17 protein-coding genes are annotated in these 15,465 nt (G+C 39.1%); 11 read left to right on the forward strand and 6 right to left on the reverse strand.

Translation table 11 applies throughout. The features are described from left to right. The 3 genes from AAF462_03010 to AAF462_03020 all read left to right on the forward strand — a co-directional run. Nucleotides 1–373, forward strand: a 373-nt coding sequence (locus tag AAF462_03010; GenBank protein ID MEM7008080.1) for a type I glyceraldehyde-3-phosphate dehydrogenase, incomplete at its 5' end; no start/stop codon positions are given. After that, the gene (locus tag AAF462_03015) at nt 370–1,590 is read left to right on the forward strand and encodes a phosphoglycerate kinase (protein ID MEM7008081.1); all 1,221 of its coding nucleotides are present in this window, start codon (nt 370–372) and stop codon (nt 1,588–1,590) included. The genes AAF462_03010 and AAF462_03015, both read left to right, overlap by 4 nt. A 126-nt stretch (nt 1,591–1,716) precedes the next feature. Further along, nucleotides 1,717–2,796 carry a class I fructose-bisphosphate aldolase gene (locus AAF462_03020; protein ID MEM7008082.1) on the forward strand — a complete coding sequence of 360 codons (1,080 nt, stop codon included), beginning with the start codon at nt 1,717–1,719 and terminating at the stop codon, nt 2,794–2,796. A gap of 59 nt (nt 2,797–2,855) precedes the next feature. Here the strand turns inward: AAF462_03020 and AAF462_03025 are convergent, their stop codons facing one another. Beyond that, nucleotides 2,856–3,737 (reverse strand): nitroreductase family protein, encoded by an 882-nt coding sequence (locus AAF462_03025; GenBank protein ID MEM7008083.1) that lies wholly within the window; start codon nt 3,735–3,737, stop codon nt 2,856–2,858. Between the two features lie 134 nt (nt 3,738–3,871). Continuing rightward, nucleotides 3,872–4,624 carry a ribonuclease Z gene (locus AAF462_03030; protein MEM7008084.1) on the reverse strand — a complete coding sequence of 251 codons (753 nt, stop codon included), beginning with the start codon at nt 4,622–4,624 and terminating at the stop codon, nt 3,872–3,874. Between the two features lie 75 nt (nt 4,625–4,699). Here AAF462_03030 and AAF462_03035 point away from each other — a divergent pair, with 75 nt between their 5' ends. From AAF462_03035 to rlmD, 7 genes are all read left to right on the forward strand, one after another. Next, nucleotides 4,700–5,461, forward strand: coding sequence for an SAM-dependent chlorinase/fluorinase (locus tag AAF462_03035; GenBank protein MEM7008085.1), 762 nt, complete (start codon nt 4,700–4,702; stop codon nt 5,459–5,461). Nucleotides 5,462–5,463: 2 nt separating this feature from the next. Then, a complete protein-coding gene (locus tag AAF462_03040; protein ID MEM7008086.1) occupies nt 5,464–6,420 on the forward strand; it encodes an RluA family pseudouridine synthase in 957 nt (318 codons plus the stop codon). A gap of 1 nt (nt 6,421) precedes the next feature. Continuing rightward, nucleotides 6,422–7,102, forward strand: coding sequence for a peptidoglycan editing factor PgeF (gene pgeF / locus AAF462_03045; protein ID MEM7008087.1), 681 nt, complete (start codon nt 6,422–6,424; stop codon nt 7,100–7,102). Nucleotides 7,103–7,159: 57 nt separating this feature from the next. After that, the gene (locus AAF462_03050) at nt 7,160–7,606 is read left to right on the forward strand and encodes a hypothetical protein (GenBank protein ID MEM7008088.1); all 447 of its coding nucleotides are present in this window, start codon (nt 7,160–7,162) and stop codon (nt 7,604–7,606) included. Between the two features lie 61 nt (nt 7,607–7,667). Beyond that, a complete protein-coding gene (locus tag AAF462_03055; GenBank protein ID MEM7008089.1) occupies nt 7,668–8,873 on the forward strand; it encodes an argininosuccinate synthase in 1,206 nt (401 codons plus the stop codon). Between the two features lie 14 nt (nt 8,874–8,887). Continuing rightward, complete coding sequence (gene queA / locus AAF462_03060) at nt 8,888–9,895, forward strand: tRNA preQ1(34) S-adenosylmethionine ribosyltransferase-isomerase QueA (GenBank protein ID MEM7008090.1); 1,008 nt, start codon at nt 8,888–8,890, stop codon at nt 9,893–9,895. Between the two features lie 15 nt (nt 9,896–9,910). Continuing rightward, nucleotides 9,911–11,167: a 23S rRNA (uracil(1939)-C(5))-methyltransferase RlmD gene (rlmD, locus tag AAF462_03065; protein ID MEM7008091.1), complete on the forward strand. Its 1,257-nt coding sequence runs from the start codon at nt 9,911–9,913 to the stop codon at nt 11,165–11,167. 29 nt (nt 11,168–11,196) lie between these two features. Here the strand turns inward: rlmD and AAF462_03070 are convergent, their stop codons facing one another. Beyond that, on the reverse strand, nt 11,197–11,814 hold the full coding sequence (locus AAF462_03070) for a lysophospholipid acyltransferase family protein (protein MEM7008092.1): 618 nt from the start codon (nt 11,812–11,814) through the stop codon (nt 11,197–11,199). Nucleotides 11,815–11,958: 144 nt separating this feature from the next. After that, nucleotides 11,959–12,831: a GNAT family N-acyltransferase gene (locus tag AAF462_03075; GenBank protein MEM7008093.1), complete on the reverse strand. Its 873-nt coding sequence runs from the start codon at nt 12,829–12,831 to the stop codon at nt 11,959–11,961. 581 nt (nt 12,832–13,412) lie between these two features. Between AAF462_03075 and AAF462_03080 the strand changes: the two genes are divergently transcribed. Next, nucleotides 13,413–14,396, forward strand: a complete 984-nt coding sequence (locus AAF462_03080) for a glycosyltransferase family protein (GenBank protein MEM7008094.1) — start codon at nt 13,413–13,415, stop codon at nt 14,394–14,396. A 24-nt stretch (nt 14,397–14,420) separates the two neighbouring features. Here the strand turns inward: AAF462_03080 and AAF462_03085 are convergent, their stop codons facing one another. Continuing rightward, nucleotides 14,421–14,996, reverse strand: coding sequence for a hypothetical protein (locus AAF462_03085; GenBank protein MEM7008095.1), 576 nt, complete (start codon nt 14,994–14,996; stop codon nt 14,421–14,423). A gap of 136 nt (nt 14,997–15,132) precedes the next feature. Then, the coding region (locus AAF462_03090) for a glycosyltransferase (protein ID MEM7008096.1) at nt 15,133–15,465 on the reverse strand (333 nt) is incomplete at its 5' end.

Genomic DNA, 15,465 nt, shown 5'->3' on the forward strand with positions numbered 1-15,465 from the left:
CGCTAGCGCTATAAAGCTAGTATTCCCTGAGCTTGAGGGAAAAATGGAAGCTGTTGCTATGAGAGTTCCTACTGCTGATGTGTCAGTTGTAGATTTTGCTGTGGAAGTGGACAACCCGACCACAGCACAAGAGGTAAATGCCAAATTTAAAGAAGCTGCAGAAGGGGATCTAAAAGGATATCTAAGATATTCGGATGAAGAGCTTGTATCCTCTGATTTTATTGGCGATCCACATTCCGCAATTTTTGATGCACCACTAACTTCAGTCGTTCAGGGTAATCTTGTGAAGGTTATCGGATGGTATGATAATGAATACGGATACTCATCAAGAGTAATTGATCTTATAGAATACGTGAGGGATAGTGCTAAATGAGCAAGCTGGTAATCTCTGATCTGCCTGATTCAGAACTAGAAGGCAAAAGAGTATTTGTTAGAGTCGATTTCAATGTTCCGATCAGGGACGGCAAGATCAGCGAAGATTACCGAATAAGAAGAGCGATACCAACTATAGACTACTTAATTGAACGACGAGCCAAAGTTATTATTGGCACACATCTAGGCAGACCCAAAGGCAATATAATCCCTGATTTATCTTTAAAACCAATTCAAGACAGGCTTTCAGAACTGCTTGGAAAATCGGTTATTTTCACAGGAAAAGTTATCGGAAGTGAAGTAAGATCTGCGATCGATACTCTAAATGACGGCGAGGTAATGCTGCTAGAAAACCTCCGCTTCCATAAAGAAGAAACAGATAATGACCCTGGATTTGCCAAAGAACTTGCTTCATTTGCTGATATATATGTTAATGATGCTTTTGGCACATCCCACAGAAAACATGCATCGACATATGGAATGGCACAGGAGTTTGAGCACAGGCTAGCTGGATTCTTAGTAAGCAGGGAACTTACATTCTTAACAAGGATCCGTGAGAATCCAGAGCGTCCATTTGTAGTAATCGTAGGCGGCGGAAAAATTAAAGATAAAATACATGCTCTAAAAAGCTTAATAGACAAAGCCGACAAAGTTCTCCTTGGCGGAGGAGCGGCTTATACCTTTTTAAAAGCAAAGGGTGTTGGAATAGGTAACTCAATTGTTGATAACGACATGCTTGATTGGGCTAGTGAGTCTTTAGATAAATACGGAGACAAAATATTTCTTCCAATTGATCATGTTGTGGCGGACAGTTATGAGAGAAGAAAAAACTGTATGGTAATGGATGATGGAATCCCTGATGATCTTCAGGCTTTTGATATAGGCCCCAAAACTGCGGCCCTTTATGCACATCAATTAAGGGGTTCAGGCTCCGTTTTTTGGGGAGGGCCAATGGGAGTTTTTGAAGTTGGAGATTTCTCAGCGGGTACAACCCAGTTGGCGCGTGCCGTAGCACTGGCAACATGGAGAGGCGCAAGCACCGTGGTTGGGGGCGGCGAGACTATTGCTGCTATCAGAAACGCTGAGGTGCTCGATTCAGAGATTACTCATATCTCCACCGGAGGAGGAGCACTTCTAGAATTCTTAGGCGGTGTTGAACTTCCCGGAATTGCCGTGTTAGATAATATAGACAAAGATGTTTCTGCAGTAGCAAATTAGTAACTTTAAAGTCCCTTATTATATATTTTTGAGCTCGCTATTTTTGTTCTTAGAATTTATATTTAATTTAGGCCACATTTATGACAAAATAATATACAAATTCTAAACAAGGAGCGTACTAAGGCGATGGCTAAAGCAAAAGACGGCATTGATTCAACTGTAAAGATTTTAGGTAAAGAAGCGGATTACCTGCTAAACCATAAATGTAAGACTGTATCTAAAAAGCAGCTACATCTCCCTGGGCCATCTTTTGTAGATGACATATTTATCCCTACTGATCGCCCTAACTCAGTACTCAGAAACTTAGAGCTTTTGTTTAATCACGGCCGGCTTGCGGGAACTGGCTACTTATCAATATTGCCGGTGGATCAGGGAATTGAACACTCTGCTGGCGCATCGTTTGCACCAAATCCAATTTACTTTGACCCTGAAAACATTGTTAAGCTTGCGATAGAGGGAGGCTGCAACGGAGTTGCTTCAACACTCGGTGTTCTTGGATCCGTAGCAAGAAAATACGCACACAAGATTCCGTTTATCGTAAAACTAAATCATAATGAATTTCTCTCGTACCCAAACACCTACGATCAGATTCTTTTTGCAAACGTAGATCAGGCATTTGAGATGGGCGCTGTTTCGGTGGGTGCTACTATCTATTTTGGCTCAGAGGGAAGTCACCGCCAAATACAAGAAGTATCAGAAGCTTTTAGATATGCTCATACCTTAGGTCTAGTGACTATACTTTGGTGCTACCTTAGAAACCCGGCATTTAAAACTAAAGAAGCCGATTACCATGTGGCGGCTGATTTAACTTCTCAGGCAAATCATATCGGAACAACTATTGAAGCTGACATAATAAAGCAAAAGCTGCCGGAGAATAACGGAGGTTTTACAGCGCTTAATTTTAGCAAGACTGACCCTAGGGTTTATTCAAAACTCACTACGGATCATCCGATAGACCTTACTCGTTATCAGGTTGTAAATTGCTACATGGGAAGAGCTGGGCTTATAAACTCCGGAGGCGCTTCAACAGGGGATGAGAGTAATGATCTGGCCCAAGCTGTAAGAACTGCGGTAATTAATAAACGAGCTGGGGGGATGGGGCTTATCACAGGACGCAAGTCATTTCAGAAATCTATGAAGGACGGCGTTGAAATATTAAACGCGGTTCAGAATGTGTATCTGGATGATGAGATCACAGTAGCGTAAATAAAAAATATGAGGTGAAAGGTTTTTAGCTATCAAACCTTTCACCTCAGTAATCTTTTTTATACTCCTTTATCTTCAAGACCTTCTGGCACTTCGCCGTAATAAATAGAATCCTCTTTATAAAGCTCTTTGATCTTATCTTTAGGCATATCAGGCATTCCTTCATCAAGTCCAAACATTTTACAAAGGTGTTTTAGTTCTTCGTCTCTTCCAGGATGTGGTGCCATCGGCTGAATCATATTAGCGTCTTTTAAATCTTGGCGTACTTGGGCATCTTCTTTGAGCTCAGTTCCATATTCATTGTAGTGATAGAGTTTATCAAATCTTTTCCTCGGTCTCTGCCCTGGGGTTTCAGCAGCGTATCCTACAGCCATTAACCATATTGGGACAATGTTCTCAGGGGTGCCAAGAACTTTTGGAAACTCTGCAGGCTTTCTTCCAGTTGCCAACAGGCAAGCTCCAAGCCCGAGCTCAGTTGCGGCTAACATTGAATGTGCAATAGCTTGACCCGCTTCTATCCTAAGTAGGTCCTCTGCTCTTTCTCTTGGAAAACTCATAAGCCTTGGATAAGTCGACTCGGTTAGAATCTTATAAGTCCAACCATAAGCTGCAGTCACGGCTCTTGCAGGAAAAAGTACAGAGAATGATTCTACGAGCTCTTTGTACCAGGCATCCATATTTATCAGCCAAGCGATAACAATAGGAGCTTGTCTTAACGGCTGTTCATTAAAGGGCGATGCGCACTGGATAATCTGTTCAAACTTTTCCTCGGGATAGTTTTTCTTATCAATCACAATTGCTTCCGTTGATCCGCAGTTCCCCTGACATGAGGCATAGCGCGCAGCCTGAAGAATTCTCTGGATTTTCCAGTCTTCAACATCCTGCCATGGTTTATAAAATCTAATACTCCTTCTTGTTCCTATCGCTTCTAAAAGTTCCATTTACAAACCTCCTATTTTTTATAGTGCCATATTAATTTAATGATCATATTTAATACGGCTAATTAAACCGAGCGCATGCTCGTTATTATACTGATGAATCGACTTTACTAAGTCAAGAAAAACTTGATTCTATTCTAAATTTGAATCTCTAATAAATCCTGAGCCTCAATTACTTTTATATCTACATTGTTCCTAATAGTCTCAACTACCTTTTCTTTATCGCACTCAGAATAGAGATGAGTTATTACTGCTTTCTGGGGTTTAGCTGCATTTATTATTTTCACCACATCACTCGGTGAGAGATGATTGTATTTGGGTTCATATTCATCTTTTGCTATTGCACATTCAATTAATAATAAGTCCACTTTACTGCTTAAATTTATCAACGCTTCTGAGTAGTTCGTATCACCGGAATATACAATTGATTTGCCCTCAGTTTCAATCCTATAAGCCAAACTACTCTCTATATGAGGAACTTTAGTTGTTAGAATCCGAAAATCTTCAAAGCTTTGTGATCCCCCCTTAATTTCGTCAACCATAAGCGCATCTGGAGAGATCCAGTTTCCATAAGCACCCTTGAGAGCATCATAGAATTTCATAAAACCATCGCCGCCCCAGAGGCTAAGGGGTTTTTCTCTTTTCATATAATGGTTGTATTTTGTTGCAAATAAGAACGCTGCCAGGTCACCTGTGTGGTCAGGATGAATATGTGAGAAAAATATGTGGTCAATCTCTAAATAATTTATTCCTAGCTTCTCTAATTTCCACGTGGTTCCCGATCCGCAGTCCAATAGGATTTTAGAACTCTCTATCTCAAGCAGGTAGCCAGATGATCCTCTATTTGTATTAGGTATGCATGTACCGGATCCTAAAATTGTAAGCTTCATTTTTAAATCGACCTTATTTGGGTTATTTTATTCAGTAACCACTGTATCACCACGGATATTAAAGGGCAACACCAAGTGAGACGAATAATAACTCTAAGCTCAGATTTTGGCCTCTCAGACCACTACGTTGGGGTAATGAAAGGGGTTATTCTGTCGATAAACCCTGAGGCTCAAGTAGTCGATATATCTCATGAAGTCCCAAAATATGATGTGCTCAGGGGAGCGCTTTTAATCCAAAATTCATTTGCCTATTTTCCCAAAGACACTATTCATGTGGTTGTGGTTGACCCTGGAGTTGGGACTAAAAGAAAGCCAATTATTATAGAATCAGATCTTGGTACTTTTGTTGGGCCCGATAATGGAGTTTTCACTTTCATACTAGAGAAGCAGTGCAATATATATGAAATAACTAATAAAGACTATATGTTACAAGATATAAGCAGCACATTTCATGGCCGCGACATCTTTTCCCCCGCGGCTGCTCACCTTTCATCAGGCGTTAGTTCTGACAAGTTTGGCGATAAGGTTGAAAATCCCATATTGCTTGAATTGCCTAAGCCGCAACTTAAAGAGAATGAAATAATCGGTGAAATATTATATGAAGACTCTTTTGGAAATCTTATTTCTAATATTCCAGCTAGCATAATGCCGGACTCATGTAGAATTTTAGTAGGGGACACTATCATTGACACCGTTGTACAATCTTATCAGCATGGTGAAATTGGGGAGCCATTAGCAATAATTGGCAGCTCAGGATATCTCGAAATCTCAGTAAACCAAGGAAATGCTGCGAACTTAATTAAGGAGCACAAAATTAACGTTATACTTAAGCCTTAATTATGCCAAAAGAAGATCAAATTGAAATCTTTGAAGTCACTCAAGAGCTCTCGGGCAAAAGGGCTGATGTTGTGCTCTCACATTTTTTATCGGATCATACTCGCTCTCAAATAAAAAAGCTTATTGAAGATCACAATGTTCTAGTAAACGGCGAGCCGGTTAAGCCATCAAAGAAATTTGATAAAGGAGAGCTTATTTCAGTAAATGTTCCTGAGCCTACCTCAATCGATGCTGAGCCTGAAGATATAGAAATAGAAGTGATATATGAAGACTCAGATATAATAGCAGTCAATAAACCTGCAGGCATGGTTGTGCATCCCGGCGCAGGAGTACGTTCCGGCACATTGGTAAATGCTCTTTTGTTTAAGTGTAAAGATCTCTCTGGCATTGGCGGCAAGATTCGCCCGGGAATAGTGCATAGGCTGGACAAAGATACATCAGGAGTAATAGTGGCAGCAAAAAATGATAAGGCGCATAATTCTTTAGTCGATCAATTTAAATCACGTACTGTAAAAAAGCGCTATTTAGCAATAGTTCTGGGCAATATAAAAGAGGATTCAGGCGCTTTTAAATCTCAAATAGGAAGAGACCCGGTAAACCGAGTCAAAATGTCATCTAAGTCAAAATCAGGCAGAGAATCTCTAACCTTATGGAAAGTGATTAAGCGCTATGGCATGGCAACATTTGTAGAGGCGGAACCCAAAACAGGAAGAACCCATCAGATTAGAGTTCATTTCTCTGAAAACGGATATCCTATATTGGCTGATAGAGTTTATGGCAACAAGAAACAAAGAGATACTATTTTGGCAAAGGGTGAGAAGGAGATAGGCCGTCAGGCTCTTCACGCAAACAAAATAGGCTTTTCACACCCATATACATCTAAATGGATAGAGCTTGAAGCCCCAGTTCCAGAGGATATGGGTAGAGCAATTAAATATTTTGATTCAATAACTGAATAAAATGCCAATTCTAAAATCTAAAGTTCTATCTAGTGTAATACACGGATTTTCCACAAGACATGTTGGATGTGATGTGTCTTACATAGCAAGTAAACATGAGCTTTCTCAAATTGCTCAGTTAAAGCAGGTGCACAGCTCGAATATTATCGTTGTAGATGATATCCAAAGTCATGATAACGAAATAGAAGGAGATGCTCTAATAACTACTCTTAAGGGAGTAGGGATAGGAGTAAGAACCGCAGACTGCGTGCCTATATTGATTACGGATAAGGATCATACTTTAGCAGCCGCTGTTCATGCAGGGTGGCGCGGGAGTGTTTCTGAAATAGCCAAGAAAACAGTACAAAAAATAGAAACTGATTATGGCGTGAGCTCATCTGATCTTAAAGTGACGATAGGGCCCTGTAATAAAAAATGCTGCTATGAAGTGGGCGAAGATGTCGCATCTCTTTTTAAAGAGAAGTTCTCTAATACTAGTCTTTATTTATTCCCAATCGCAAACTCTAAGTATTACCTCGATCTCAGCATAGCAAACAAATCTGCCCTGCAAGAAGCTGGAGTGCAAGAGCTTGAGACCATAGGCGTTTGCACGGAGTGTAATCCGAATTACTATTCCTACAGAAGAGAGGGAAAAGGAGTAGGTACGCAGCTTAGTTTTATAGCTTTACCAAAAGAGTGTTAATATTTTTCTGAGAAGGTATAATGTTTCAAAATTTCAGCATCAATGGAGATTACTACAATGCTTCAAATTCTGTGCATGGTTGATTCAGAAGACTATTGGCAGTTTAATTTGTTTAACGAACAAAATAAAACCGTAAATTATTTTGGTTACATCTTTGAGGTTGAGGGCGGTAAGGAAGGTCTTGGAACAAGCACCATAAGAATTCTAGTTTTTGAATTTATTGATATCAAATTGGCCGTTGGTTTTATTGTCCCAAATGATCTAGAAATACAAAAGGATTTCAGACTAATTTTTATCGCAAACGACAGCCCGACAAAAGAAATTCCCGTCGAGTGCAAGTTGTCAGATGAAGTAAAGAAAGCAGCATATATGGGAGACGATCTAGAGAAGATTGAGTATATTGGCTTTACGCTTGAGAAATTTTATGATGAAAACAACGCCAAATTTTATCTTCACGATTTAAGACCACCAACAGAGGAACAGGGGCAGCCGGAACAACCATAGTTTGATTCAAAAATAGATTTCCCTAATTTTTATGCCTTGGAGTTGAAAGGAGTTCTAATATATGAGTGAGAAAAACAAGATTGTCCTAGCTTATTCAGGGGGACTGGACACTTCGGTAATTTTAAAATGGCTTGCAGAGAAATATGATGCTGAGATTATTGCCTATGTTGCAGATGTAGGTCAGGGCGAGGATTTAGAAGAAGTGCATGAAAAAGCACTCGCAACTGGCGCAAGCAAAGTATATATAGAGGATTTGACCCAGGAATTTGTGTCCGATTTTGTTTTTCCTGCTGTTAAAGCAAACGCAATTTATGAGGGTGTATACCTTCTTGGTACATCTCTAGCTCGCCCGCTTATCGCAAAAAGGCAGATAGAAATTGCACAGAAGGAAAATGCATTTGCCGTCTCTCACGGATCAACTGGCAAGGGAAATGACCAGGTCAGATTCGAGCTTACCTACTATGCACTTGATCCCAATATAAAAGTAATCGCTCCATGGAGAGAATGGGATCTTAACTCCCGAACAGCTCTAATAGACTATGCCGAGAAAAATGGCATACCGGTTCCAGTTACAGCAGAAAAGCCATATAGCTGTGATAGAAACCTACTTCACATAAGCTATGAAGGCGGAATTTTGGAAGACCCATGGAACGAGCCCCCGGAGAACATGTTCGAAATGACTGTCTCACCTCAGAGCGCTCCTGATGAGCCTGTATATATAGATATAGATTTTGAAAAAGGAGTACCAGTAAAATTAGACGGTAAAGAGCTTGGCTCTGTAGATATGCTTGATACGCTCAACAAAATCGGCGGCAAAAATGGCGTTGGCAGAGTAGATTTGGTTGAGAACCGCTTTGTTGGTATGAAATCAAGGGGTGTATACGAAACCCCGGGTGGCACGATACTGCACGCGGCCCATAGAGCGCTTGAGTCTCTTACTATGGACAGAGAGGTAATGCACTTAAGGGACAGTTTTGTCCCTAAGATAGCAGAGCTTATTTATTACGGATTTTGGTATTCACCTGAAATGGATATGTTAATGGCCGCCATTGAAGAGTCTCAAAAAAATGTAACCGGTAGTGTAAAGCTTAAAATTTATAAGGGCAATGTGATAACAGTTGGAAGGCGCTCACCTTATTCTCTATACCAAGAGGATCTTGCCACATTTGAAGAGGACAGCATTTATAATCAAGCTGATGCCACAGGATTTATCAAACTAAATGCGCTAAGGTTGTCTGTACAAAAACTTCTGGATAAAAAAGGTTAGTCACTCTTTTTAAAATGAAAGCCTCAGACTTTGACTACGAGCTCTTAGATGAGCAGATTGCGTATCGTCCGGAAAACAAGAGGCCAAACTCCAAGCTTCTTTTGTTAAACAAAGAAAACGGCAGCATATCTCATAAGCACTTCTATGATCTACCAGATCTTTTAAAGAATGGTGACATGCTTGTATTAAACGACACCCGTGTTATTCCAGCAAGACTAAAGGGCAAAAGAGCAAACGGATCTGATGCAGAAATTCTCCTTGTTCAAAAGATTACAGATCACTCTTGGGAGTGTTTGGTTAGAAACCCAAAACATGAAGAAGAGCTAATTCTAAAAGGCGGCGTTAATGCCACACTTTTACGGCAGGGCAAACAGACTTGGATTATTGAGTTTAAACATAAAGTCGATGAATATATCCAAGAGCATGGGAACATGCCGCTTCCGCCTTACATAGACCGGGCACCTGATGAGTCTGATAAAACCACATATCAAACTGTCTATGCAAAACATAAGGGAGCAATTGCTGCCCCTACGGCCGGCTTGCATTTCACAAATGCCTTGCTAGATCAGATAAGTGCTAAAGGTGTTGAGCTGCAATATGTTACTCTACATGTGGGTATAGGGACTTTTAAACCGGTTAAGGTCGATGACGTAGAAGATCATAAAATGCATGAAGAGTTTATTTCGATCTCAGATGATACTGCTAGGGCAATTAATAAGGCGAAGAGCGAAGCAAGAAAAGTAATTGCAGTCGGTACAACAGTCGTGAGAACATTAGAATCCTCGGTTGGTAATGATGGAAAGCTTTTGCCGTTTAGCGGGCAAACAGATTTGTTTATTACGCCCGGGTATAAGTTTCATGTCGTAGACGGGCTTATTACTAACTTTCATCTGCCCCGCTCAACGCTGTTAATGTTAGTGTCCGCTTTTTCAGATCGAGAATTTATCTTTAACGCATACAGTAAGGCTAGGGAAATGAATTACAGGTTTTTGAGTTATGGTGATGCCATGTTTATAAACTGATATTAGGGAAATAATTTGCAGATAGAAATTCAAGGAATAGCTTTTGGAGGCGCTGGACTTGCAAAGAAAGACGGCAAAGTCTTTTTTGTAAGGGGCGGTCTGCCCAACGATGTAGTAGAGATAAATGTAATTAAAGATAAAGGCAGTTATGCAGAGGCCGTAATATCTGAAATTATAACACCCTCGCCCGATAGGATAGAACCTAAGTGCGAGGTGTTTGATCTTTGCGGCGGGTGTCAGCTCCAGAACTTATCCTACAAAGCTCAGCTTGAGGAAAAAGAGAACATCTTAAAAGAAACTCTCGCCAGAATCGGAGGGTTCCATGATCTTGAGATTGACAGAATTGCCGCATCTCCTAAGGAGTTTGGGTTTAGAAACAAAGTCACTCTTTCGGCCTTTTATTACAAAGGCCGCTGGCATGTTGGATATAATCAAAAAGGGAGTAACAGAAAAGTCGCCATAGACTCCTGCCCAATTTCAGATGAGATTATAAACGCCACGATTACCCGTATGGACGAGGTTCTATCTTCGATAAGCGATCCATACTACCCGCTAGATAAAGTACATATATCCTCAAATGGAGAAAGATCACAGCTTACTCTAGTACCTAAAAGCAGTAGAAAAGGAAGTAATCTCAAAACGCTTCTTAGGCACTTAAAACGGCATCCTGAGACAGAGAACTGCTCAATTACCGGAGCTGGCGAGGTTGGGTTTGAGATTGAGATATTAGGTTATAGGTTTCAAACCACTCCTTCTGCATTCACTCAGGTTAACAGCGGTGTTAATGAGAAAATGATAAATACTGTGCTCGATTATGCTGATCTTAAAGGTGATGAAACCGTGCTCGATCTCTATTCAGGCATTGGGAATTTCTCGATTCCTCTTGCTGAACAAACTAAAGAAGTACTTGGAGTAGAAATAAGCAATAATTCGGTGAAGCTAGCAAAAAAGAACTCCGCACTAAATTCTATAGATAATATAGTATTTCAAAATGCAGACTGCGCAGACGCCCTAGATATCTTGCATGAACAAGAAGAGCAGTTTGACCTAATCGTTCTAGATCCACCCAGAGAGGGGGCAAAGGACATAATAGATGGGCTGGTTAACATCGGTTCTGAGAAAGTAATTTATATTTCATGCGACCCTGCAACACTAGCACGTGATTTAAAAAAATTAAATGCTATGGGCTATAAGATTCAAAAAGTCCGCCCGTTCGATATGTTCCCACAAACCTTTCATATTGAATCAGTTACGCTCTTGAAAAGAGCATAACCCCTCTGATCCATAACAGTATAATTTTCTTATTTTAAATATTCAGAGTTTATCGCATCATATACTTTTGATGCTAAATCTTTTCGAGAAGCAATCTCGCCTGAACTTATTGTATCAAGAAAAGAGAGTTCAATTTCTAGTGTGTTAACTGACAAGAATCCAAAAAAATGCTTAAAAAATTTCATACCGCCATAGAAGTAAACCAGGTCCCTGTTTTCCTCGTCTACTGATTTACCATCAATACTTACATACTTAATACAGGTGGGAATAATGTTTAAATCTCTTTTTTCCGTAATGGCAAAGAAGCTGGTTTTAAATGGCAGAACCTGATCTCCATTCGAGGTAGTTCCCTCGGGAAACAACACAACATTTAATCCCATATCAAAAGTTTCAGAAATTTTGTTCAGTTCTTCTCTAATTTTTGTTCTGTCGTCTCTATCGACAAACATGCCGCCGCTATACTCAGTGGCTTTGCCCAGCACAATATCATTCTGGACCATATCTATACTTGCTATGAAAACAGCGGGTACATGTGTGAACAAAATGAATATATCTAGATATGAGAGATGATTTGATATTACTAAGTAGCTTTGCCCTTTAGGAAAGCTGATAGGCCTATTTAATTTGACCTTTATATTAAGGGCCATGAGTGCGTACTGGCACAGGTATGAAGTGATGTGGTTACAATAATAAGTCTTAGTTTTCTTATCTCTGACTATTAGCCTGGTTATGAATGTGGCGACAAAGAAGGTGGCAAGTACGCAAAAAAAAACAAACCTTTAAAGACTTTTTTAACCATTTACTACCTGATACTTTTTATATTTTTTCTCGTGAGATTTTGAAATCGCATCAACATCTAGGACAGTGAAAAAGTCTGCGCTGCCAAGGTTTTTGTCTATTGCCGGCTCTCCGCAGATAACTGATCCAGCTTTGAAATAACCTTTTAAAAGGGGTGGTATAAAAGTCTCAACTCTCTCTGTGCTAACGTCAAATTTGTCATACGCTTGTAGGAAACTTTCAAGATCATTTAGTCTGTATTTTTCTTTTGGTACAACCCTAAGATCTTCAGAGGACAAATATAAATCGTGTATGTATTTATAAAGAAGGCTGACCTCAACTATATTAGTAGTTTGAATTGCTGAGCATCCGAAAAGGTATTTAGCGGTAACTTTTTTCATATACTCAGAAAGCCCTTTCCACAGAAGAACCATTACCGGCCCGCTGCGGTAGTCAGCATGAACACATGCTCTTCCGAGCTCAAGCTTTACGCCCTTAGCGTTCTTTATACTGTCCATATGGAAGAATGTCTCAGAGTAATAGGAATCAGCAAAGGTGGAAGAAATGAGTCTATAGGTTGCAACTATTTGATCTATGTTCTTGTCAATAATAATAAGATGGTCACATATTAGATCAAACTTATCATAGTCAATATTGATAAAACGTTTTTTGTTTATTCTCTCTTCGTAAAAGATTCTATATCGTAGGTTAAGAACCTTCTCAAGCTCGTCTAGATCTTGGACGGTTTTAATAATATATCTTTTGCTCTCGATATAAATTTCTTCTTTGGGTTTGAATTCTCTTAGCTTCCATCTATAGGCGCGTTTTACTATTCGAGAGTTAGAGACGGTGTCTTTTAAATAGTCTAATTTTCCTTCGCTTTTCATAAACTTATCACCAACTCCAGTTGTAAAGTTTTTCTTTACTGCAAACATTTTATCACAAAATAGGGTCTAAATTCAAACATTTACAATATACTTTATGAGTCTTCAAAATACTATGAAACTTTCTCAAACAAGCTTTTGAGAAGTGCATTTCTCAACTCATTACAGTCCCAACGGATTTTATAAATATTAAATATCACAATAGTGTTTAATTTGTGTTTAGAGTTTATAAATTTTGTGTTTAAAATCGTCTTGTTCTCTTAATATGACATTAAATTTGTAAATAATTGGTCAGATTTAATTATTTCTTAACATTGCTTTATCATAATTATAGTATGCGGGATGTAAGAGCTGGCAATTTAGCTCAATTATAATATCCCATAGGGCTCACAAAAAGGCGGATGGATCTATCAATAAAAACATACATATATCAATTAAGATTTAAGACAGCTCTTATTATTTATTGATACCTATGGACCTTAGTGTTTAAGTGAATATAGAGCCACAAGAGAAACTTCATAAGATTCTATGGGATTGATTGCAGTTAGTATTGGTGATATGTTAAATCTGAAACAAGGTTAAAGATGAAAATACTATTTGGGATACAAGGCACAGGGAATGGGCATATTTCCCGCTCCCGAGAGGTATTAAAATACTTATCTAAGCAAGCAGAAGTTGATATTTTAATAAGCGGGCTCCATCATGAAGTAGATTTGGGCTTTGAAATAAAATATCAACGAGATGGGCTTGGGTTTATGTTTGGTAAAAAGGGCGGCATAGATTATTGGAAGTCCATAAGAGCCATAAGTCCTTATAAGCTTATATCCGATATTTATAACCTTCCGATTGATGACTATGATTTAGTAATAAGTGATTTTGAACCCATAACAGCTTGGGCATCAAAGCTCAAAGGAAAAAAGTATGTGTGTATATCCCATCAAGCTGCCCTCTTATCAGATCATGTCCCGCGTCCACCAGATAATAACCGCTTTCAGCAATTTGTAATGGAGTGGTATGCACCTGGCTCGAGTTTAATCGGGCTTCATTTTAAAGAATATGATGATTTCATTTTTACCCCAATCATAAGGGAAGAGGTGCGTAATACTGATGTAATAAACAACGGTCATTATACTGTATACCTTCCTTCTTATGATGAGAGGTACATAATTGAGATCCTAAAAAAGATAGATGTTCCCTGGGAGATATTCTCTAAGCACTATAAAGGAGAGCCTTTTAAAGAAGATAATGTCACAGTTTACAGGGTAGAGAACGATAAATTTGTAGAAAGCCTAGCAAGCTGTGAGGGACTTTTGTGTAACGCTGGTTTTGAAACGCCCGCAGAGACTTTATACCTGGGGAAAAAGCTCATGGTGATACCGATGAAACGCCAATATGAGCAAGAGTGTAATGCGGAGGCTCTAAAAGGACTTGGTATTTCAGTCATAGATGAGATAAACGGCAATTTTCATAACAGCCTTGCCGATTGGGTCAATTCATCATTTGTATATCAGGCAAACTACAAAGATAATATCCCGCAAATAGTAGAAAGCATTCTGGATTATCAGTAGTCTAGGGTTTCTTTGGTTTAGTTTTTAGGAGGTTTCCCAATAATTTGAGAGTAGGGATAAACTCACAAGCTTTTCGGCGATATTTTTATAAATCTCACCAATTTTTAATAGATTAATAACTTCATCCATATTGTGCCAATCCTGAATTAAGTAGCTAAGAAGGACTCTTTTATGTTGATCTTCAAGCTTTTCAATGAACGCACAGTCCTCTTCTAATTTTTTTGTGTCAAGGTTAGAACCCCAACCTTCATACTCTATCAAAGTTCTAATATGAGGCAGCAATATGTCCAACATTTGTTTCGTATCAATCTGCTCACAAAGAGGTTGTTTGGATTTTAAGTTTTCCATGAGCTCAAGTGAACAAGTGAACTTCTGGATTATAGATAGCATTAGCTTTAACGATATTAGGTAATTTTTAGAACCGTTTGTGCGGTCTACGTTAGAAAGCGCATCGTTTATTCTAAGTCTTAAGTTTTCTGTGTCCTCTTTGAGCGAGGTGAGCTCGTTTTCATTTCTATTTTCAATATATATTTTTGATTTGGAAATTAGACCCTCTACTTGAGACTCTATCAACAGCTTTTCGCTACCGTATTTGGACATTTTGTGCTCTCCTATCTAAATATGGAATCTTAACGTAACTGAGAAATGTTAAGATTGTGTTAAGATTTTGTTCTCTGATGAGATATTGGTGGGAGTTAAATTACAAAGTTTAATGATTTAAGATGCTTACAGTAAGTTAACTATTTAGATGAGCTACAAATTGTTCGGCAATTGAGTTCCAGCTCTGAGTCTCTGCATAGTGCCTCGCGTTGTCTGAAAGCTCGTTTAGTTTGTCGTACGCGCACTCTATGTTCTCTTCTAGATTGTCACCTAAAAATCCTGTAACCCCGTTTTGTATTATGTCGCTAGGGCTAGGCACATCATATGCCGCAACCGGAAGTCCGCAGGCCATGGCCTCTAGTATAACGAGCCCAAATGTGTCAAACATACTGGGGAAAACAAAGACATCTGCCTTGTTATACAAATTAACAAGCTTTTTGTGGTCAATGAAACCTGTAAATTCTACATC

Source organism: Thermodesulfobacteriota bacterium (genome assembly GCA_039028315.1).
GTDB lineage: Bacteria > Desulfobacterota_D > UBA1144 > Nemesobacterales > UBA2774 > CR02bin9.